The organism is Olsenella intestinalis (assembly GCF_023276655.1).
GTDB lineage: Bacteria > Actinomycetota > Coriobacteriia > Coriobacteriales > Atopobiaceae > Olsenella_J > Olsenella_J intestinalis.
The window spans coordinates 1382979-1401931 of record NZ_JALGRK010000001.1 but is presented as its reverse complement, the minus strand read 5'-3'; the positions used below and the strand labels follow the sequence as shown (position 1 = coordinate 1401931).

The window sequence follows — 18953 nt, the reverse complement described above, 5'->3', positions numbered from 1 at the left end:
GACTCCCCCAACCTAGTCAGACATATTTGCATTATTGTACCCGCGAAGGGCACAATATGCCCATCTACCTGCGGACGAGCGGTGCGCAAAGTAGTTTGGCGGTCGCTCTCGCGGGGCGAGCGGCAGGAGACGAGCATGTGCCGACCACGACGCGCCGGGGCGGCACGCGTCGCGCGCACGCACGGGGCACCTGCGAGGCGGGCCCCTCGGGTGCTGGGCGAGTTCGCGCCGCAGGCGCGCTGCTCGAGCCCAGTGCCCGAGGGCCCGCGCCAGCGACGTCGCCCGCATGGTTGCGCGACGGGCGACGACCAGAGCGAGCCGCGCCCGCGGACGTGCTCTTCTCGCCCGCCAGCTGCGCCCCAAAGTCTTCACATCGGGCGAATCGGAGCAGCTATACTTTCGTAAACGAACCATCATGCGAAGCATCAACGCACCTGCGGCACGAAGGGACCAAACATGCCAGAATCGCGTGACAGTGACATGGACGAGCTCGCTCCGATTGCATCGTTTGAGCAGGTCGGTGGCGTGGACGCCGACGGGGCCGAGCAGGCTGGCGAGCCTGAGGCGAGCGCGGCCGGCGCCACGCAGGCCGCGCAGGCCGAAGGGGCCGACGCGAGCGGCGAGCCCGCGGCCGAGGGCGCGCGGGGCCAGCAGGACGAGAAGAGCGAGCCGGGCGAGCAGGGCGAGGGCGTCGCCGCGGCGCTGAGCTCGCTGAAGGAGGGGCTCGACGCAATCGGCGCGGTGCGCGACGCGGCCAAGCGCCACGCGGGCGCGCGCTCGCAGCTCAAGGAGCTCAAGCGCGAGCTCGAGAAGACGCAGGAGGTGCTTGACCACCGCGTCGAGATCGAGGCGTCGTTCGACCAGATCGTGCGCGACGAGACCGCAAACGCCGAGTCCGCGCGCGCCGAGATCGCGCAGGCGGAGGCCGACACCGCGCGCCTCGGCGCCGAGAGGGACGCGCTCGAGGAGCAGCTCAAGGCCATGCGCGAGGCCCACGAGACGGCCATCCGGCCGTACCGCGACCTCATGGAGTCGACGCGCGGGCGCTCCGACGACGCGGCCAAGTCGCTCGCCGAGATCCGCCGCGCCGTGAAGAGCGCCGACCAGCAGGTGGCCGACGCCGCGAAGCGACGCGAGCAGCGCATCGCCGACGCGAACCGATCGGTCGACAACGCCCAGGAGCGCCTGAGGCGCGTGGAGGGCGAGCTCGCGAGCATGCAGTCGAGCGGCGGCTCGCCGGCAGCCCTCTCGAAGATGCAGGCCGAGGTCGTCACCGAGCGCGCGCACCGCGACGCGGCCCGCTCCAACGTGGCGCGCGTGACCGCCGAGGGCCAGCAGCTCGTGGACAACGCGCAGACGCACCTCTGGACGCAGAAGCAGTCGCTCGAGACCATCGAGCGCCAGGCCGAAGAGGCCAAGCGCGAGGCCGACGAGCGCCGCGAGGAGTACGAGCGCCTCTACAACGCCAACCTGGCCGAGGAGAAGGCCCTCGAGGAGCAGGTCAACCAGCGCAAGAAGTCGCTCGAGGAGACCGCGCGCGCGAAGGCCGACGCAGAGGAGCGCGCCGGCGCGGCCGAGGCGGCCCTCGAGGAGGCGCGCGAGATCCACGCGACGCCCGAGGTCACCGAGCAGCTGCGCCACGGCATCCAGGAGGGCGAGAGCGCGCTGGCGCGCCAGCAGAGCGAGGTCGACTCGCTCGCCGACACCGAGCGCCGCCTGCGCGAGTCCACCCGCAGCAAGCGCTTCCTGTTCATTGGCGTGGCCGTCGCGATCGTGGTGATCGTCGTGCTCCTGGTGGTGCTGCTCACGCGCGGCGCATAAGGGAACAGCTTAGAACACGCCGGGAGTCTCTTGAGAGACAGGGCGCCCCGCACCTCGGTGCGGGGCGCCCTTTTGCGTGAGGCATGGCGCGGCCCCGCGCGGGGGCGCGTGCGACGCGAGGACCGCTAGAGGATGAGCATCGCGTCGCCGAACGAGAAGAAGCGGTAGTCGTGCTCGATGGCCTGCTGGTAGGCAGCCATGATCTGGTCGCGCGTGACGAAGGCCGAGACGAGCATCATGAGGGTCGAGCGCGGCACGTGGAAGTTGGTGATCATGGCGTCGACCACGTGGAACGTGGAGCCGGGCATGAGGTAGAGGCTCGTGGTGGCGTCGCGGCGCTCGACGATGTCGCCTGTGTGCGTGGTTGCGGCCGAGTCGGGCGCGGACTCGAAGCGGCGCGCGACGCAGGCGGGGTCGCTCGCGGGCGCGGCGGCGTCGAAGGCGCTCTCGAGCGAGCGGACCGACGTGGTGCCCACGGCGACGACGCGGTGGCCCGCGGCCTTGGTGGCGTGGACGGCGTGGACGACGTCCTGGGAGACGTGGTAGCGCTCGGTGTGCATGACGTGCTCGGTGGGGTCATCCTCCTCAACGAGGCGGAAGGTGTCGATGCCGACCTCGAGCTCGACGGTCTTGAAGGCGACGCCGTGGTCGGCGAGGCGGTCGATGAGCTCGGGCGTGAAGTGGAGGCCCGCCGTGGGGGCCGCGGCGGAATGCTCTTCTCGCATGGCGTAGACGGTCTGGTAGTTCTCGTCGTCACCCTGGTAGTCGGTGATGTAGGGCGGCAGCGGCGCGCGGCCCGCCTCGTGGATGGCCTCGTCGAGGGTGCGGCCCGCCGCCGGTTCGAAGCGCACGAGGCGCCCGCCGCGGTTGTCGTCCACGTAGTCGACGACCTCGCCGGTGAGGCAGACCTCGGAGGTGGGCGCCGCGTGGGCACCGCCGGGGCGGTAGTCGATGCGGGCGCCCTGCTTGAGGCGCTTGCCGGGCTTGACGAGGCACTCCCACACGTGGCCGAGGGGGTCGACGTCCTCGCGGCGGCGCAGCAGCAGGGTCTCGGCGAGGCCGCCGGTTTGGTGCTTGCGGCCGACGAGGCGCGCCGGCATGACGCGGGTCTTGTTGGCGACGAGCAGGTCGCCGGGCTCGAGGTAGTCGATCAGGTCAAAGAAGTGGCGATGTTCGACGGAGCCGTCCTCGCGGTCGAGGACGAGCATGTTGCAGTGGTCGCGCGGCTCGCAGGGGGCCTGCGCGATGAGTCGCTCGGGGAGGTCGTAGTCGAAGTCGTCTGTGCGCATGCTGGGCATTGTGGTCAGTCTTTCTGTCGCGGGGCGGGGCGACCCGCCCGGATTTGGTCCGCGACTGATTGTACGGCAAGGGGTTGGGGGCGCCGCGCCATGCACGCCGTCTCCACCTTGGGACGACGGGACGCGGCTAGCCGGGGAAGAAGTCCGGGCGCGGCGGCAGCTCGCGACCCTCGCGGCGGGCGGCCTTGGCGGCCTTTCGCCAGTCGCGCATGGTCTGGCGCTCGAGCGCGGCCTCGGCGGCGGAGAAGCGGCAGCCGCAGTAGTTCTGGCGATACATGCCAAGCTCGCGGGAGTCGGTGACGGACTCCGGGTAGTGGGGTCGGAAGTCGCGCCACACGGGCGTGAGGCCATTAGCGTTCGCGAGTCGGGCGAGCACGTCTCCGCAGGCGTCGAAGAGCTGGTAGGGCGAGACGGCGAGCGTGGTGGACACGTGGGTGAAGCCGCGCTCGCGCGCGACGCGGCAGCTCTCGGCGAGGCGCAGCGCGTAGCAGACGCGGCAGCGCGCCTCGCGGTCGAGGCCGGCCGGCGCGACCGTGCGCTCCCAGGCGTCGCGGTCGTCCGAGGCGACGATGACGTCGACGTGGGCGACGCGCTCCGCCCAGTCGAGCAGGACCTCGAGGCGTCGGTCGTGCTCGGCGACGGGCGCGATGTTGGGGTTGGTCCAGCAGATGGTGGGCTCGAAGCCCTCGAGCCTGAGGTACTTGACGGGCTCCAACGAGCAGGGCCCGCAGCAGGCATGGAGGAGCAGCGGGGTTCGCGGCGAGGAGGACGAGAGCACGCTCTTCTCGGCGTCGTTTGCCATGTCCCTCCCCCGCTCGCCCGTGTCGTGAATCGAACCATGCCCATGGTAGCAGTGCGCGCGATATCATCGACGGGACGAAAGGCTGCGCGAGGAGGGAGTCACATGGAGATTGGCATCGAGCTGGACGCGGACGGCTACCTGGGAGACCGCTATGCGAAGCACGCGGACGCGGCGCACCTGTACGCGGGGACGCCGACGCGCTCGTTCCCGTTCGAGCTGACGGGGATCCCCGAGGGCGCGGCGTCGATCGCGCTGGCGTTCTACGACCTGGACTCGATTCCCGTGTGCGGGTTCGCGTGGGTGCACTGGACGGCCGCGTGCATCGACGCGGGGCTCGCCGAGGGCGGGCGGCTGCGCTTCGTCGAGGACGCGTCGAACCTGGGCGCGCTCGGGATGGTGCAGGGGCGCAACTCCAGCGCGGGGCGGATGGCGGGCGGATCCGAGGACCCGCTGCTGTGCTGCCGCTACAACGGGCCGCAGCCGCCCGACTGCGACCACGAGTACACGCTGCGCGCGTGGGCGCTGGACTACATGCCCGAGCTCGCGGAGGGGTTCTGGGCGAACGAGCTCGTCTGGGCGACGCGCGGCCACGTGCTCGCGGAGGCGGGCGTCGACATTCCGGCGCGCGTGTAGGCGCGACGGGGACATACGACACGAAGACGCGCCCGTACGCCTGGTGGCATGCGGGCGCGACCCATGTCGGATGCGTCTGTCTGCGCCGGAGGGGCTAGGCGCGAGGGGTGTCGCCGCCCTCGGGCTTGGGGGCGCTGTTGGCGGTGAGCATCTGGTCGAAGATCGAGCTCGTGCGCTGGAAGTCGCTCGGCAGGACGACCGTGGAGGAACCCTTGGCGGCGTACTCCTCCATCATGCCGACCCACTGGGTGAACTCGAAGAGGCGGTTGGCCTCCTCGGAGGTCATCTCGGCACCCTTGATCGTGTCGATCGACTCCTTGATGCCCTTGGCGATCGCGACGCGCTGGTCGGCGATGCCGCGACCCTCGGCGGCCATGGCCTCGGCCTTGGCCTGCGCGGCGATGACCGTCTTGGCGCGGGACGCCTCGGCGTCGTTGCGGGCGCTCTCGAGGTTGTTCTTGGAGGCGATGATGTGGTTCATCGACTCCTGGACCTCCTTGGGCAGGCGGATCGAGGTGATGAGCGTGGTGACGAGCACGTAGCCGTAGCCAAGCATCTTGGAGGCGACGACCTCGTCGATGGCCTGCGCGATGGCGTCCTTCTCGGAGAAGACCTCGTCGAGGCTGCGGTTGGGGATCTGGGAGCGCAGGGCGTCGGCCAGGTAGTCCTTCATCTGGGCGACGGGGTCGGTCAGGGTGTAGAAGCTCTTCCAGACGCCGGACTCCGCGCCCGCGTTCATGTTGGTCGAGTCGACGTGGTACTGGATCGAGACGTCCAGCTCGATGGTCACGTTGTCGGAGGTCTTGGCGTCGAAGGTCATGTGCTGGTCCTCGGTCATGAGGTCGACGTCATGCGTGATGTCGAGGAAGGGGATCTTGACGTGGAAGCCCGCCCCCTTGATGGAGCTGAACTTGCCGAGTCGCTCGACGATGGCGACGTGCTGCTGGCGCACGACGTAACCCGTGGAGATCACCACGGCGCCGATGATGACGAGAAGGATGATGGTTCCGATCATTTAGTATCTCCAATCGTGACTTGACGTAGAGACGATGCTAGCAGAACGCCAAGACCACAATCGTGCGTTGCGAGACCGTCGTCACGCATAGCGTCCATCGGGAGGACGTCCGCTGGTGCCGAGCGCCTCACGCAGGGTCTCCGCAGCATCGCTGACCTCGTCGGGCACGTCCACATGCTCGAGAAAGTCCCTGCCGCAGGGACCGTAACCGCCCTCGTCGTCAGTCAGCCGCGCGACCTCGCCCGAGAGGAGCTCGACGTACCTGTCGACGGGCCAGATTCCCCTCGGCGCGCGCCGCCAGCCCAGGCAGCCGTCGCGCCACTCGAGCTCCGCCTGGTAGGCCGCCCAGCACACGACCTTGGTCCGCGCGAAGCCCTCGCGCTCCCGAGCCTGCCTCCACCAGGTGGCCCCCATCCGGCGCTGCATGACGGCATCCTGGCAAAGGACGACGCTCGCAGGGGTCGCGCCCTCGCCCTCGAGGAGGTCCATGAGGTGGGAGATGTTGTTCCCACAGTTCGTGGAGCGCGTCTCGAGCACGTCGGCGCGCATCCCGTAACGCGAGCGCAGGAGGGCGTCGAGCATTTCGGCCTCGCTGTCCACACCCGCACGAGGTAACGCGGCAGGCGTGCCGCCGGCATCGGGAAGCTCGCACTCGAAGGAGCGGTCGAGCAGGTACGTCGCATGACCGCGACCGCCCACGATGGCATAGCGCCTGGCAAGGCCGGCCTCCATCGCGCGCGCGAGCTCGTCCACGATGCCAGACACCCCGCCACCGAAGAGGACGAAGAGGTCGGACATGCCGCCCTCGAACCCCGCCTCGTCGAGAAGCGCCTCCCGCGAGAGCGAGCTCACATCACGCTCCGCACACCAGCAGGCGATTTCATTGGCGCACCCCGCGATCTTCTCGCCGCGCATGCCCTTCTCCTCTCCCCTCACGACTCTGTCAGGCGATCCTCTGCCGCCTCGCGCACGACCTGGTATGCCTCGACGAGTCGTTCGAGGCTCCAGGCGGCGTTGGCGGGGCTGGGCGACGGGAGGCGCGTCGCGGGCATCCCCAGGCGCTGCTCGTGGAGGCGCCCGTAGAGGCGGTGCGAGGTGGCCCCGGTGCAGAAGACGCGCGCGATGGGCGCGACGTCGAGCACGCGCGAGCGCAGGTCCATGGGCTCGGGGTCGCGGATCGAGGCGTCGGATGCGCCGACGATGGTGCAGCTCGCGAGCACGTCGTCGAGGGCGATGCGGTGGCGCGCGCAGAAGTCGCGGCGGGCGGGCACGTCAGCGGGCAGGTCCTCGTCCCAGAGGGCGGCAAGGATGCGCCAGAAGCGGTTCTGCGGGTTGGCGTAGTGGTAGCCGCGCTCGCGGGAGAGCGGGCTCGGCATGGTGCCGAGGATGAGGACGCGACTCTGGGCGTCGACGACTGGATCGAGCGGGGACTGGACGCGGCGCTGCTCGCCCACGCTACTCGCCCTCGAGGATGGGCTCGTAGAACTCCACCTCGTCGTCGAGGCGGAGCAGCAGGATGTTGCCGAAGCCCGCGCCGCCGGCGGCGCCGCAGTCGATGTCCCAGCGGTCGGCCACGCCGTAGGTCTCCGCACAGGCACCGACCTTGACCATGCGCCCGAGGCCGTTCTCGTCCAGGGGAAGGCGGTCGGGGCGGTCGGCCATGTTGGCCAGGTAGGGCGTGGGCGTGTGCCCCGCGATGACGATGGGGCCCTGGCCGCGCTCGTCGAGGAGGCCCGTGGGCCTGCCCCAGAAGGCGTCGCGGATCCAGAGGAGGTCGTCGGTGTCCTGCACCGCGAGGAGGGCCTGCAGGTCGAGCTCGCTCCAGCCCATGATGAGCGGGGGGCGGTCGGACTCGTCGGCTGTGCCGTCCGCCCCGTCGGGCGCCGGGACGCCGAGCACGGCGGTCTCGTCGGGAGAGGCACCCTCCCCCGCTCCCGCGGGCTCGGCCTGAGCCGTGGCCTCGGGCGCGGTCGCGTCGGCCGAGTCGCGAACGCCTGCGGCGTCGGCGCCGTCGCCGGCAGCGGCGTCGGAGGCGTTGTCGGTCGCCTCGGGCGCGGGCGCCGAGGGGACGGTGGCCGCGGTCGAGCGCTCCCCTGCCGAGGAGGCGTCCGGCGCGCCGGCGACGCCGGCGCGGATGCCGGCGTGGACCATGATGTAGGGACGGCCCTCCGCCACGGCGTAGGCATACAGGGGAAGGTTGTCCACCCAGTCGAGGAGGTCGATCTTCTCGGCGGCGGGAAGGGCGTCGAGGCCCTCGAGCGTCGTGGAGCCACCGTTCATGAGCCAGGTGCCCGCGGCCACGCCCGTGAGGTCCTTGGAGGTCTCGTAGAAGTCGAGCATGAGGTCCTCGTGGTTGCCGAGCAGGACGCAGCCGCCCGCCTCGGAGAGGGCGCGGCAGGTCTTAAGGACCGAGACCGGGTCGGGGCCGCGGTCGATCATGTCGCCGAGCATGAAGATGCGGTCGTCGGCGCCGGGGGACACGCGCTCGAGCAGCCTGTCCAGGGTCACGGCGTGACCATGCACATCTGAGAACACGTAGGTTGCCATGCAGTCCTCCAACGACGGGGCGCGGCGCGACGGGCGCGGGGCGCGTATGAACCTAGTCTAGCGTCGGGCGCGGGCGCGTGCGCGAGTTCTCGACACACGGAGCTTCCAGGGGGCGGCCGAGCCGACCTCGACGACGCGGCCGCCAAGGGACCCGCCGAGCGCCTCGGCGCGGCGGATCTCGCGGACGAGGGAGGCCATCGTGGCGTCGAAGGAGTCGCGGGCGAGCGCGCACTCCCACACGACGAGCACGGTCCAGCCGTCGGTGGCGAGCAGGCGCTGATCGCGCTCGTCCCGGGCGCGGTTGCGGGCGAACTTCGCCTGCCAGAAGTCGACGTTGGACTTGGGCAGCGGCAGCGCGCAGTGGGGACAGCGGTGCCAGAAGCAGCCGTTGACGAAGATCGCGACGCGGCGGCCCGGGTAGCAGATGTCGGGCTTGCCGGGCGCCTTCTTCCAGTGCAGGCGGTAGCCGACGAGGCCCGCGTCGCGCAGGGCGGCACGGACGCGCAGCTCGGGCTTGGTGTTCTTGCTCTTGTTGGCCTGCATGACGTGGCGGGTCGCCACGCTGACCGCAGGCGCCTCGGGTGCGGCCACTAGGCCTGCTCCCCCGCGTCAGGCGTGGCGCCGGGCGCGGCCTCCTCGGGCATGGCCTCGGGGTTGACCGTGCGGCCGCTGAAGTTGAGGTTGGCGGTGAGCGCCTCGGCCGCGGCCTCGTCGAAGTCGTCGGCGAGCACGGCGCGGACGTAGTCGGAGGCGTTGCCGAGCGCGTCCTCGTAGAGGTCCCAGAAGGACTCGGTCGAGGGCTCGTCGGTGAAGGGGTTCGTCCATTCACGGTGGTCGTGGTTGGCGAAGGGCGAGCTCTTCTCGGCACGAACGCGGTGGGTCATGGCGAGAAGCAGCGAGAAGCGTCGGTGGCCGACGGTGCGCTCGACGGTGCCGAGGACGCGGGCCTTGACGAGGCGCGGGCTGTAGAAGAGCCACTGGACGCGGCGGAAGGAGCGGACGGCACGGGTGGCGACGTCGACGTCGATCGTGCGGCCGTAGGCGCGCAGCGCCATGTAGAAGAAGAGCTTGTCGACGACGGCGAGGGTCTGGGGCGTGGCGCCAAGGACCTCGCGGTAGGGTCGGTAGCGCTCGACGGTCTTGCCGGTCTTGGTGAAGAGGACCATCTCGTCGAGGTCGCGCTCGATCTCGGCGTGGACCTCGGAGCCGACGGACATGTCGAGCCCCTCGACGCCGGCGGAGCAGAGCGCGTACTCGTTCGCGTACACGAGCGGGTGGACGGCGCGGTCGAGCAGGTAGTGGCAGACGAAGCCCGCGGCGTAGGCCTCGCCCAGGCGGCGCTCGCGCGGCGAGAGCATGTCGAGCGCGTCGTGCAGCGCATGGAGCAGGCGGGCCGGGCGCGCGTCGTGCATGAGCTCGCCGACGCGGTCGCGGGCGGGCGCGAGCGGGTCTGCGATGAGGTAGAACAGCGGGTCGGGACCCTGGTTGCCGAGAAGGAAGGCATCGAGGTCATCGAGGGTGGTGAAGCCGAAGGCCGACGCCACCTCGGGGTAGGCGTCGCGGCCGAAGAAGTCGTGGGTCAGAATTGCGGGCATGGTCTCTCCTTTGGGTGAGCGTGGCTCAGAGTATGGCAGAAATTGCCAGCGCGGGCTCGCATTGGCGCGCCCGTGGTTTCAGCCGTGCAACGAACGCGCGCGAGGCGGCCGCCGTGCGTACAATCGAAGGGTCGAACAAGGGAGGACGCATGGCAGACGAGCAGGCGGCGCAGAAGAAGGCGACGCGCACGAAGATGACCAAGGCCGAGAAGAGCTGGATTGCCTATGACGTGGGCAACTCGGCTTTGGTGCTGCTTGCCACCAGCGTGATCCCCATCTACTTCAACTCGCTCGCCAGCGGGTCGGCGCTCACGGCGTGGAGCTTCGCCGAGACCATCGCGTCCCTCGTGATCGCGCTGCTCATGCCCATCCTCGGCAGCATCGCCGACATGCAGGGCATGAAGAAGAAGTTCGTGCTCGGCACCGTGTGCACCGGCGTCGTGGCCACGGTCGCGATGGGATTCCCCACGAGCGCAATGGCCTTCCTCGTGATCTACGTCATCTCCGAGATCGCGCTCGACGCGTCGATGGTCTTCTACGACGCGCTGCTCGTGGACGCGACCACCGACGAGCGCATGGACGAGGTCTCGAGCGCGGGATTTGCCTGGGGCTACATCGGCAGCTGTGTGCCCTTCATCGCATGCCTCGCCGTGGTGCTCGTCAGGCCCTTCGGCATCACGATGCAGACCGCCATGCAGATCGCCTTCGTGATCACCGCGGCCTGGTGGGCCCTGTTCACGATCCCCCTGATGAAGAACGTCCAGCAGACCCACTACAAGCCGCTCGAGCGCCACGCGGTCTCGAAGGCCATCCGCGGCATCGGCTCCACGGTCAAGGCCATCTGGGCAGACAAGACGCTGCGCTACTTCCTCATCGCATACTTCTTCTACATCGACGGCGTCCACTCCGTCATCAAGCTCTCTACGAGCTATGGCGCGGACCTGGGGATCGAGGGCACCCAGCTCGTGCTCGCTCTTCTCGTCACGCAGTTCGTGGCCTTCCCCGCCGCCATCGCCTACGGCAAGCTCGGCCGCAGGTTCGGCACGAGGCCGATGCTGCTGGTGGGCATCGCGGCCTACACGTTCATCACGTTCTTCGCGGCGTTCTTCCTCAAGAGCGCCACGGAGTTCTGGTTCCTGGCGATCATGGTCGGCCTCTTCCAGGGCGGCATCCAGGCGCTCTCGCGCTCGCAGTTCGGCAAGCTCTGCCCCAAGGACCACGCCAACGAGTACTTCGGGTTCTTCAGCATCTTCGGCAAGTACGCCGCGATCATCGGCACCTTCCTCGTGGGCACCACCACGGCGCTCACGGGATCGGGCTCGCTCGGCGTCCTGTCGCTCGTAATCCTCTTCGCGCTCGGCTTCGCAGTGATGCTCAAGGTGCCGAAGGAGGGCGCGGCGCGCTAGGCCAGCAGGCCGTCCAGCGCGGCGAGGTCGCCCGACGCGGCCGCAAGCGCCTCCATCACGCGGGCCGGGGCGTCGTCCTCGGCGCTGCCGATGACGTAGCGAGCCGCGCGGCGTGCCGCCTCGCTTCCGCTCGAGACGGCAAACGAGCAGGGAATCGCCTCGAGCATGGCGAGGTCATTCTCGGAGTCGCCAAAATAGGCGATCTCGCTACGGTCGATCCCAAGCTCGCGCTCGACGATCGGCAGCGCACTCGCCTTGGTCCAGCCGCTCGGCAGGATGTCGAGGAAGCTCGGCGCGGGCTGCGCGAAGTCCAGGTCGGGACAGATGCGCTCGAGGGCGGCACGCACCTGGGCGATTCGAGTCGCGTCGATGCAGGCGAACCCCGCCGTGATGATCTGCGCATCGGGAACGCACCCACGCTCCATGGGCGGAAGCATTCCCCGGGAGAGCCTCATGAGCCGCTCGGCCTTCGCCTCGTCGACGCCCGAGACGAGAACGCGCGTCGTCGCTCCCTCGCGCACGTAGGTGATGAGGGCGCAGTCGGCGTCCTCGGCCGCGAACGCCTCGACGCGCCTCAGCGCGTCCACGTCGAGCGCGACGGTCTTCACGCGCCGGCCGTCGACGTCGACGATCTTCCCGTTGGCCATGATGCCGGTCTCATAGAGCGACTCGTCGCCGGAGAAGAAGGTCTTGAGGTCGATGGGCTCGCGACCCGAGGCCGGCCCGAAGCGTACGCCCGCATGCACGAGCGAGCGAATCGCCGCAAGTGTGCGGTCGGAGACGCGCTCGGCACCGAACGGCACGAGCGTACCGTCCATGTCGCATAGGACAAGCTTGATCATGTGGCCTCCGACCTCTGCTTCCTCAAGCGGCGACTAGCTCAGCGAGCCGCCGCGGAGAAGAGCATAGGCCATACTCCCCTGCCGTATCAGAGGCGCGGTCCAATTCGCAGAAACTCACGACCGCGTGGCCGCGAGCGCGAACGCCGTCGGGAGCGCTAACCAGCAGCACCAGGGGGCCTCGGGCGACCTAGCCGATGGCGTACCAGCCGACGCCCTCGTCCCTCCAGCCGATGTCCACGAGGCTGTCGCGCTCGTAGGCCGAGGTGGTGTAGTTGTGGGTTCCGACATCGGCATAGGGGTTGTACTGGCGATACACCGGCACCGAGTGGGTGTCGTCGGAGTACCACCCAATCCCCTCGTCATTCCAGCCGACCTCGATCAGGTGGTCGCGCTCGAGGGGGCTCGTCGTGTAGTGGTGGTCGCCGGCATAGGGGTTGTACAGGCGATAGACCGGGGTCAGCGAGACCATCGGGGCGACCCAGCCGAGCCCCTCGTACTCCCATCCCTCAACGACGAGCATGCAGACCTCGGCGACGTGACCCGTGTAGAAGTGCTCGCCCGAGTAGGGGTTGTACAGGCGATACATCGAGCCGTCCTCGGCAAGCTCCTCAGCAAGCTCGTCGGCATACGCCTCGCGCTCGGCGCGGGCCTGCGCCGCCTCGGCAGCGGCGACCTCCTCGTAGGTCATGCCGCCGCCCGACAGATAGATGTAGGTGACCTCGCCCTCGAAGGCGTAGCTCAGCGGGATGTAGTTGAAGACGACGCCCTCGGCGCCCGGCCACTCGTCGGCGATCGTGTAGCCCGACTGCGAGACGTACGGGACGGAACCGCTCGTGTCCTCGACGACAGCCACGTGCCGGGAGCCCGTCCAGCTCGTCCCGACCGCCAGCGCGCCCACGGCGGGCACGGGACCCGTGGGGATCCCGTTGGCCTGGGCGACCGCGACCATGTCGTCGGGCCCACCCGAGCCGATGGCGGGCGCATGCCCCAGGAGCTCGGCAGCACGGCCCCAGGCGTACCAGGTGCAGTTGCCGATCACGTACTTGCCGTCCTCGAGCGGGGTGCCCGTGGGCGCCAGCGAGGGGTAGTTGAAATACGGGTTCGCACCCGAGTAGAACCAGGGGTTCGAGGCGCTCGGCGCCGTCGTGCGCGACGAGAAGTACGACTGCTCCTCCAGGTAGTAGCCCTCGTCCTCCTCGTCTTCCAGGGCCAGGGCGCTCGTGGCGGGCAGCGCGCCGGAGAGCGCCAGCGCAAAGGCGAGGCCGGCGGACACTACCGCAGCGGCGCGACGGCCGCGGGAAAGGGGCCGGCTCTTCTCCGCCGCCTCATTCATGCGTGAGTCGAGGTTCTGCATCATTATCACTCCGTAAGTTATACCGACACCTCGTCGGGTCCGTGTCAGAGCGTGCTGCGAACTCGCACGTTCGTGCATTGTTCCACTAAACGCCACCGGACGCATGCCACATCGCGAGACAAATGGGCCGTACGGGCGCTATGACGCTGTGGGCGCGACCCGAAGGCCCCGCAGATGCGCCTCAACGCAAAAAAGGGGCCGGCCCGAAGGCCAGCCCCAAGAGGTCGGTCTGTGTGAGCGACGACGCTCGGCTTACTCCCAGCCCTTGCCGGTGGAGCCGAAGTCAGCCATGAGCTCCTTGGTGCGCTCGACGATGGCCTCGCGACCAGGCTTGAGGAGCTTGCGCGGGTCGTAGCCCTTGCCCTGCTCGTCGGCGCCGGACTCGATGTAGGCGCGGGTGGCCTTGGCGAAGGCGACCTGAAGGTCGGTGTTGACGTTGATCTTGGAGATGCCCAGGGAGATGGCCTTCTGGACCTGCTCCAGAGGAATGCCGGTGCCGCCGTGGAGGACGAGGGGCAGGTCGCCGGTGAGGTCCTTGATCTCCTGGAGACGATCGAAGGAGAGGCCAGCCCAGTTGTCGGGGTAGAGGCCGTGGATGTTGCCGATGCCGCACGCGAGGAAGTCGACGCCCAGGTCGGCGATGGCCTTGCACTCCTGGGGATCGGCGAGCTCGCCGTTGGAGGCAACGCCGTCCTCGACGCCGCCGATGCCGCCGACCTCGGCCTCGATGGAGATGCCGCGATTGTGGGCGATCTTCACGAGCTCAGCCGTGCGGTCGAGGTTGATCTGGAAGGTCTCCTCGTGGGAGCCGTCGTACATGATGGAGGTGAAGCCAGCCTCCATGGCCGCGAAGCAGTCCTCGTAGGTGCCGTGGTCGAGGTGAAGGGCCACGGGCACGGTGATGTCCTTGACCTCGAGGAGGTTGCGGACGATGTCAGCGCAGACCTTGAAGCCGCCCTGCCACTTTGCGGCGCCGGCGGTGCACTGGATGATCAGCGGCGACTGAACCTCCTCGGCGGCATCGAGGATGGAGTGTGCCCACTCCAGGTTGTTGGTGTTGAAGGCACCAATGCCGTAGTGACCCTTGGCAGCGGACTGGAGCATAGCGGTTGCGTTGACTAGCATGAAGACCTCCATATGGTTGAGATTAGCCTCAACAAGCAATTCTAACGCGACTGTTTACACTTTGTTCGGAATACGCCGAGATGTATGGAGATTGTGGTTTACACACATAGTTGAGAGGCGCTCCCGCCCGTCGACCGCCCCATCGATGGCACGCACAGCGAAGGCGAGGAGAAGAGCGTGCCTCTCGGCTTGCGCCCCTCCCCTCGCCTCTGATCTCTCGTGCCTGCACCCGCGCGATCGGGCGCGCACGTCAGGCCTAGGCCTTGGTGGCGACCCCGTACCAGGCGATGCCCTCGTCGGACCAGCCGAGGCTCACGAGCGTGTCCCTCTCGAACCCGCTGGTCGTGTAGTTGTGGGCGCCGGCCTGGGCGTTCGGGTTGTACTGGCGGTACAGCGGCACGCCCTCGGCGTCATCGGAGTACCAGCCGATGCCCTCGTCGGACCAGCCGAGCGAGACGAGGTGGTCGCGCTCAACCTCGCTCGTCGTGTAGTGATGGTCACCGGCATAGGGGTTGTACACGCGGTAGACGGGCGTGTTGGAGAAGCTGGGAGCCGTCCAGCCGCTGCCCTCGTAGAGCCAGCCGAGCTGCACGTTGGCCATCATCTCGTCGAAGCTGGCCGTGTAGAAGTGCTCGCCGGTGTAGGGGTTGTACAGGCGGTACATCGTGCCCGTCTCCAGCGGCTCGGGCTTCTCCGACACGGTGACGACCGCCGCGTCGGAGGTGACGGAGTAGCCAAGCTCGTTGGTCACCACGACGCGGTAGCTCGTGGCGCCGACCTCGCTCGTCTGCGGGACGTAGGTGTTGTTGGTGCCGCAGTCGACCCACTTCTCGCCGTCGGTTGACATCTGCCAGACGTAGGTCGCGCCGTCGGTCGCGCCCTTGACGGAGACGGAGAGCGCCGCGGTGGGCTCGCCGGCGAAGGCCGTGGTCGAGGCCGGCTGGCGGTCGATCGCGGGCTCGAAGGCGTGGTCGTAGCCCAGCGGCTCGACGAGCGTGCCCTCCTCGGAGAGGTCGGACGCGGCGAACGGCGTCGAGAAGTCACCGGCGCGCAGGTAGGCGCGGACCTCCTCGAGCAGCGCGTGGCACTTCTCGAACGTGGCCCTCGACGCGACGGCATGCGCCCTGTTGGCGAGCTTGGTGCGCGTCGCCGTGTCGGGCGTGGCGGCCATGACCTCGTCGATGGCGGCCTGCTCGGAGATGAGGTCCTTCTGCACCACGTCGAGGTAGGCACGGGCGCCCGTGGCCACGGTGTCGCGGTGGTTGTAGCAGAGGGTGTTGAGATCCATCAGCGTGCTGTCGAGCGTGACCTCCTCGCCGTCGGCCATGGCGACCTTCTCGTTGTTGGCGATCTTCTCGGGGTCGTTGCGCTCGCTCTGGATGCCCACGTGCGTGATGTCGAACTCGTGCTCGAGCGGGTAGATGTCCTGGTCGACCTCGGTCAGCAGGTTGGAATAGGACGGTACGAAGACGCTGAACTCGCTGCGGGACAGCCCCTCCCACTGGAGGGTCGCGATCTCGGGGTCATCCGCAGCGTACTCGTCACGCACCTGGAACATGTGGCTCTCGGTGTTGCGGTTGGTGCCGATGGCGTAGAAGAAGGGGTTGACGTTCGCGTCGACGTCGGTTCCCTCGCCGCGGGCAGCAAGGGCGCGCAGGGCCGTGAACGTGTCGATCTGGGTGTTGGTCGGCGAGAAGAACAGGCGGTTGTTCTCGATGGACGTCACGCCCCTCGCCTCGTCGACGACGTAGCTGCCCAGTGCCTCGTCGCCGAAGTACTTGTGGCCCTGGACGTAGCGGATGTTGCAGCTACCGCCCTGCGCCTCGGACGTGCCACCATAGGACGCGGCGACGTTGAAGCGCCCTTCGGTCACGACGTCAGATCCGGCCTCCTCGGCCTTGCTCACGAGGCCCTCGGAGTGGATGCAGCTATCGGGATCGTTGATGTCGACGTCGAACTGGAGGTTGTCCATGTTGGGGTTGACGGAGACCATGTCAGCCGGCGCCTTGACGGCGCACCACTGGTGGCCGGAGAGCTGCATGAAGACCCAGGTCTCGGTGGCGTCGCCGATGAGGATCTGGTTGCAGTCCTGCGAGCCCTTCTCGTCGATGACGGCACCCAGGAGCCGGACGCCCTCGCGGGCGGTGGAGGCCTGCGAGAGGACGAAGTCAGCGATCGAGTACTCGCCGATGCCCGTGGCGACGGTGTCGTCAACGGTCCTGATCTTCCCGTTCATGTCGGTGGTGAGGGTGGACGAGACGCTCACGCCCTTCTCGTTGGTGCCCGCCTCGGAGTAGGCCTTGGCGGCGGGGTCGTAGTCGTGCGTCCAGTTGTCAGGCGTGTCGCGGACGTAGGTGTAACGGAACGTGGGACCCTCGATCGTGTAGCTGAACGACGCCGTGGGGTCCTCGCCGTTCTCGTAGCTCTGGATGACCTTGCCGCTGGTCGTGGCGGGCTCGATGCCAAAGCACTTGCCGTAGCGGTTGGCGTAGTCCTCCGAGCGACCGAAGTAGGTGTCGCCCGTGGAGGTGAGCTCAGAGCCGATGGTGACCTGCGTGCAGGCGAGCGCCTGGACGGCGGGCAGGCCCGCCATGACCGCCGCGAGAGCCGTCGAGGTGACGACGCGCGCGACCGTTCCCTTCTTCAACATTCCGATCTCCTTTCGGCGAATAAAGTATTCGCCACCGTGCATAGCAGAAACGTTCGGAATCGTAGTGGAGGGAATCTGGCAGCGCGTTGCGAATCTTGCAAGCGTGCGGTTCGCGTCGCCAGGCGTAACAAGATAGTCTTCGTTGCGAAACACAACGTCAATGTCTATATTTAGATATTTATTCGCGCGATGCGGCCATGGGAGGAAGCGTTGTCGCAGCTAGATTGCACGCTCCAGAAAACGCATGGCGCCAGGGATGGTCGACATTGGACACAATTGGATATTTGTCGCAATTGATACCATTCTATAAGCATATTGGGACGACGACCGGAGGGCCGCGCTCCCCTTCAGCTTGTTTTGTCTTCGTGGAGTTGCCGTCGCCGCGACAGGCGCGCCTATAGTGGGGTACCCGATAGGCAGGAGGACTCCTCACGCATGGCCTCGCCATGCGCAGACCCAAGGGAGAGATTCGTTCGTGTCACCTCAGCCCAACCAGGGCGCGCCGAGCACCGACGAGCCCATGACCCAACAGCAGACCAGCGTCATCGACGCGCAGCCGACCGTTGCCGCACACGCGGACGCGACGACGATGCGCACGCAGCACCCCAACCCCAACCCCGCGGCGCAAGCCCCGACCCGGCAGACCCAGGCCCGGCCGCAGGCCGCACAGGGCCAGGCCCCGCGGGCCACAACGACACCTGGCGAAACGGGCGAGCCGCAGGAGAGGCGCGGGATCTTCTCGGAGGTCTCCGTCACCTCCGCCATCGCGAGCGCGCTTGCCGCAGCGACGTCGTTCGCCCTGCAGAGCCAGATCGGACTCGCCGGCTCGATCATCGGCGTGTTCGTGGCCGGCGCCGCGACCGCCATCGCGACGCAGGTCTACAAGGGCATGCTCGCCGCCTCCGCCGAGAAGATCCGCGCCATTCCTGACCAGGAGCTCTTCTCCCCCGCCACCACGCGCCCGAGCGACGGTGCCCGGCAGGCGGACCCCTTCGGCGGCGACGCCTGCGTGCCGGCCGAGACCGCGCGCGGCGAGGCGTCCTACGTCGACCCCGTCACCGGACGAAGCGTCTCCGCGCAGGACGTCGACGCCGACCACACCTTCGTCCGGAGGTTCCCGGACGCGCCCCAGGCCGTGGACGCGCAGGGCGCGGGCGACCAGGCGGAGGGCGGCGCCGCGCAGGCCGAAGGCGGCACGCGCATCGCGCCCGAGTACATGACGCGCGCCGCGGCCAAGCGCAGGCACGCGCGCATCAAGCGCAACGCGGCCATCGCGGTGTTCGCGATCGTGCTCGGCGCGGTGCTCGCCTATGCGGGCATCGTGACCTGGGCGACGGCCGGCCGCGGCATCGGGCCGACTACGACCGAGACGCAGACGCAGCAGGAGGAGGCGGACGAGGCCGCAAGCACGGGGACGTCCACGCACGGCACGCGCGTGAGGGGCACCCAGACCGAGTCCGGCAGCGAGGCCGAGGGCGACTCCGCGCAGACGACCACCACCGAGGCCACGCCTACCGCCACGCCGACCACGACGCAGACGCCGAGCCAGACGACGTCGGGCACCACGGGCGGCAGCGCCACGGGAACCACGGGAGGCGCGAGCGGCTCGGGCTCCGGCGGCTCCGGGCAGTCGGGCTCGGCGTCCGGCTCGGGCTCGTCCACGGGCAGCGGCACGTCCTCCGGCGAGTCGTCTTCGTCCAGCTCGTCGGGCACGTCGTCAGGCTCTACCTCCAGCTCACAGACCACGGGAGGCACCTCGGGCTCGACTAGCTCCACAGGGTCAACATCTGGCACGGCCCAAGCCCCTCGCCACACCTCAAGTTAAGTAGACTTAACTCATACCAAACCAAGGGCGCGGCCGGCAC

The 18953-nt window shown here is 68.6% G+C and carries 16 protein-coding genes; 4 read left to right on the top strand and 12 right to left on the bottom strand.

Annotated features, from left to right (window positions below):
• Window positions 1–456: 456 nt before the first annotated feature.
• Window positions 457–1821, top strand: a complete 1365-nt coding sequence (locus tag M5D76_RS05265; RefSeq protein WP_248922327.1) for a coiled-coil domain-containing protein — start codon at window positions 457–459, stop codon at window positions 1819–1821.
• 125 nt (window positions 1822–1946) lie between these two features.
• Here the strand turns inward: M5D76_RS05265 and queA are convergent, their stop codons facing one another.
• Both queA and M5D76_RS05255 read right to left on the bottom strand, forming a co-directional pair.
• The gene (gene queA, locus M5D76_RS05260; RefSeq protein ID WP_248922363.1) at window positions 1947–3110 is read right to left on the bottom strand and encodes a tRNA preQ1(34) S-adenosylmethionine ribosyltransferase-isomerase QueA; all 1164 of its coding nucleotides are present in this window, start codon (window positions 3108–3110) and stop codon (window positions 1947–1949) included.
• Window positions 3111–3246: 136 nt separating this feature from the next.
• Entirely contained in the window at window positions 3247–3921 is a 675-nt protein-coding gene (locus M5D76_RS05255; protein WP_248922326.1) for an epoxyqueuosine reductase QueH, read from the bottom strand.
• A 102-nt stretch (window positions 3922–4023) separates the two neighbouring features.
• Here M5D76_RS05255 and M5D76_RS05250 point away from each other — a divergent pair, with 102 nt between their 5' ends.
• Entirely contained in the window at window positions 4024–4554 is a 531-nt protein-coding gene (locus M5D76_RS05250) for a YbhB/YbcL family Raf kinase inhibitor-like protein (RefSeq protein ID WP_248922325.1), read from the top strand.
• Between the two features lie 94 nt (window positions 4555–4648).
• Here M5D76_RS05250 and M5D76_RS05245 read toward each other — a convergent pair whose 3' ends face one another.
• From M5D76_RS05245 to M5D76_RS05220, 6 genes are all read right to left on the bottom strand, one after another.
• Entirely contained in the window at window positions 4649–5569 is a 921-nt protein-coding gene (locus M5D76_RS05245) for an SPFH domain-containing protein (protein WP_248922324.1), read from the bottom strand.
• 81 nt (window positions 5570–5650) lie between these two features.
• Window positions 5651–6484: a hypothetical protein gene (locus M5D76_RS05240; protein ID WP_248922323.1), complete on the bottom strand. Its 834-nt coding sequence runs from the start codon at window positions 6482–6484 to the stop codon at window positions 5651–5653.
• A gap of 17 nt (window positions 6485–6501) precedes the next feature.
• Complete coding sequence (locus M5D76_RS05235) at window positions 6502–7023, bottom strand: DNA-deoxyinosine glycosylase (protein ID WP_248922322.1); 522 nt, start codon at window positions 7021–7023, stop codon at window positions 6502–6504.
• Window position 7024: 1 nt separating this feature from the next.
• Window positions 7025–8116 carry a metallophosphoesterase gene (locus M5D76_RS05230; RefSeq protein ID WP_248922321.1) on the bottom strand — a complete coding sequence of 364 codons (1092 nt, stop codon included), beginning with the start codon at window positions 8114–8116 and terminating at the stop codon, window positions 7025–7027.
• Between the two features lie 57 nt (window positions 8117–8173).
• A complete protein-coding gene (locus M5D76_RS05225; protein ID WP_248922320.1) occupies window positions 8174–8707 on the bottom strand; it encodes a very short patch repair endonuclease in 534 nt (177 codons plus the stop codon).
• Window positions 8707–9711 (bottom strand): hypothetical protein, encoded by a 1005-nt coding sequence (locus M5D76_RS05220; RefSeq protein WP_248922319.1) that lies wholly within the window; start codon window positions 9709–9711, stop codon window positions 8707–8709. Before M5D76_RS05220 ends, M5D76_RS05225 begins: the two co-directional genes overlap by 1 nt.
• 149 nt (window positions 9712–9860) lie before the next feature.
• Here M5D76_RS05220 and M5D76_RS05215 point away from each other — a divergent pair, with 149 nt between their 5' ends.
• Window positions 9861–11117, top strand: coding sequence for an MFS transporter (locus M5D76_RS05215; protein ID WP_248922318.1), 1257 nt, complete (start codon window positions 9861–9863; stop codon window positions 11115–11117).
• Here M5D76_RS05215 and M5D76_RS05210 read toward each other — a convergent pair.
• The 4 genes from M5D76_RS05210 to M5D76_RS05195 form a co-directional block, all read right to left on the bottom strand.
• Window positions 11114–11959, bottom strand: a complete 846-nt coding sequence (locus M5D76_RS05210) for an HAD family hydrolase (RefSeq protein WP_248922317.1) — start codon at window positions 11957–11959, stop codon at window positions 11114–11116. The genes M5D76_RS05215 and M5D76_RS05210 overlap by 4 nt on opposite strands.
• A gap of 187 nt (window positions 11960–12146) precedes the next feature.
• A complete protein-coding gene (locus M5D76_RS05205) occupies window positions 12147–13316 on the bottom strand; it encodes a CHAP domain-containing protein (protein WP_248922316.1) in 1170 nt (389 codons plus the stop codon).
• A gap of 249 nt (window positions 13317–13565) precedes the next feature.
• Window positions 13566–14438 (bottom strand): class II fructose-1,6-bisphosphate aldolase, encoded by an 873-nt coding sequence (gene fba, locus M5D76_RS05200; protein WP_248922315.1) that lies wholly within the window; start codon window positions 14436–14438, stop codon window positions 13566–13568.
• A gap of 256 nt (window positions 14439–14694) precedes the next feature.
• Window positions 14695–17088 (bottom strand): C69 family dipeptidase, encoded by a 2394-nt coding sequence (locus tag M5D76_RS05195; RefSeq protein ID WP_248922314.1) that lies wholly within the window; start codon window positions 17086–17088, stop codon window positions 14695–14697.
• Between the two features lie 475 nt (window positions 17089–17563).
• Here M5D76_RS05195 and M5D76_RS05190 point away from each other — a divergent pair, with 475 nt between their 5' ends.
• A complete protein-coding gene (locus M5D76_RS05190) occupies window positions 17564–18913 on the top strand; it encodes a hypothetical protein (RefSeq protein ID WP_248922313.1) in 1350 nt (449 codons plus the stop codon).
• Window positions 18914–18953: the final 40 nt, after the last annotated feature.

Bases quoted from the DNA above. Each gene is read 5' to 3' on its own strand.
- M5D76_RS05265 (WP_248922327.1), top strand. From the start codon at position 457: ATGCCAGAATCGCGTGACAGTGACATGGACGAGCTCGCTCCGATTGCA.
- queA (WP_248922363.1), bottom strand. From the start codon at position 3,110: ATGCGCACAGACGACTTCGACTACGACCTCCCCGAGCGACTCATCGCG.
- M5D76_RS05255 (WP_248922326.1), bottom strand. From the start codon at position 3,921: ATGGCAAACGACGCCGAGAAGAGCGTGCTCTCGTCCTCCTCGCCGCGA.
- M5D76_RS05250 (WP_248922325.1), top strand. From the start codon at position 4,024: ATGGAGATTGGCATCGAGCTGGACGCGGACGGCTACCTGGGAGACCGC.
- M5D76_RS05245 (WP_248922324.1), bottom strand. From the start codon at position 5,569: ATGATCGGAACCATCATCCTTCTCGTCATCATCGGCGCCGTGGTGATC.
- M5D76_RS05240 (WP_248922323.1), bottom strand. From the start codon at position 6,484: ATGCGCGGCGAGAAGATCGCGGGGTGCGCCAATGAAATCGCCTGCTGG.
- M5D76_RS05230 (WP_248922321.1), bottom strand. From the start codon at position 8,116: ATGGCAACCTACGTGTTCTCAGATGTGCATGGTCACGCCGTGACCCTG.
- M5D76_RS05220 (WP_248922319.1), bottom strand. From the start codon at position 9,711: ATGCCCGCAATTCTGACCCACGACTTCTTCGGCCGCGACGCCTACCCC.
- M5D76_RS05215 (WP_248922318.1), top strand. From the start codon at position 9,861: ATGGCAGACGAGCAGGCGGCGCAGAAGAAGGCGACGCGCACGAAGATG.
- M5D76_RS05210 (WP_248922317.1), bottom strand. From the start codon at position 11,959: ATGATCAAGCTTGTCCTATGCGACATGGACGGTACGCTCGTGCCGTTC.
- M5D76_RS05205 (WP_248922316.1), bottom strand. From the start codon at position 13,316: ATGATGCAGAACCTCGACTCACGCATGAATGAGGCGGCGGAGAAGAGC.
- fba (WP_248922315.1), bottom strand. From the start codon at position 14,438: ATGCTAGTCAACGCAACCGCTATGCTCCAGTCCGCTGCCAAGGGTCAC.
- M5D76_RS05195 (WP_248922314.1), bottom strand. From the start codon at position 17,088: ATGTTGAAGAAGGGAACGGTCGCGCGCGTCGTCACCTCGACGGCTCTC.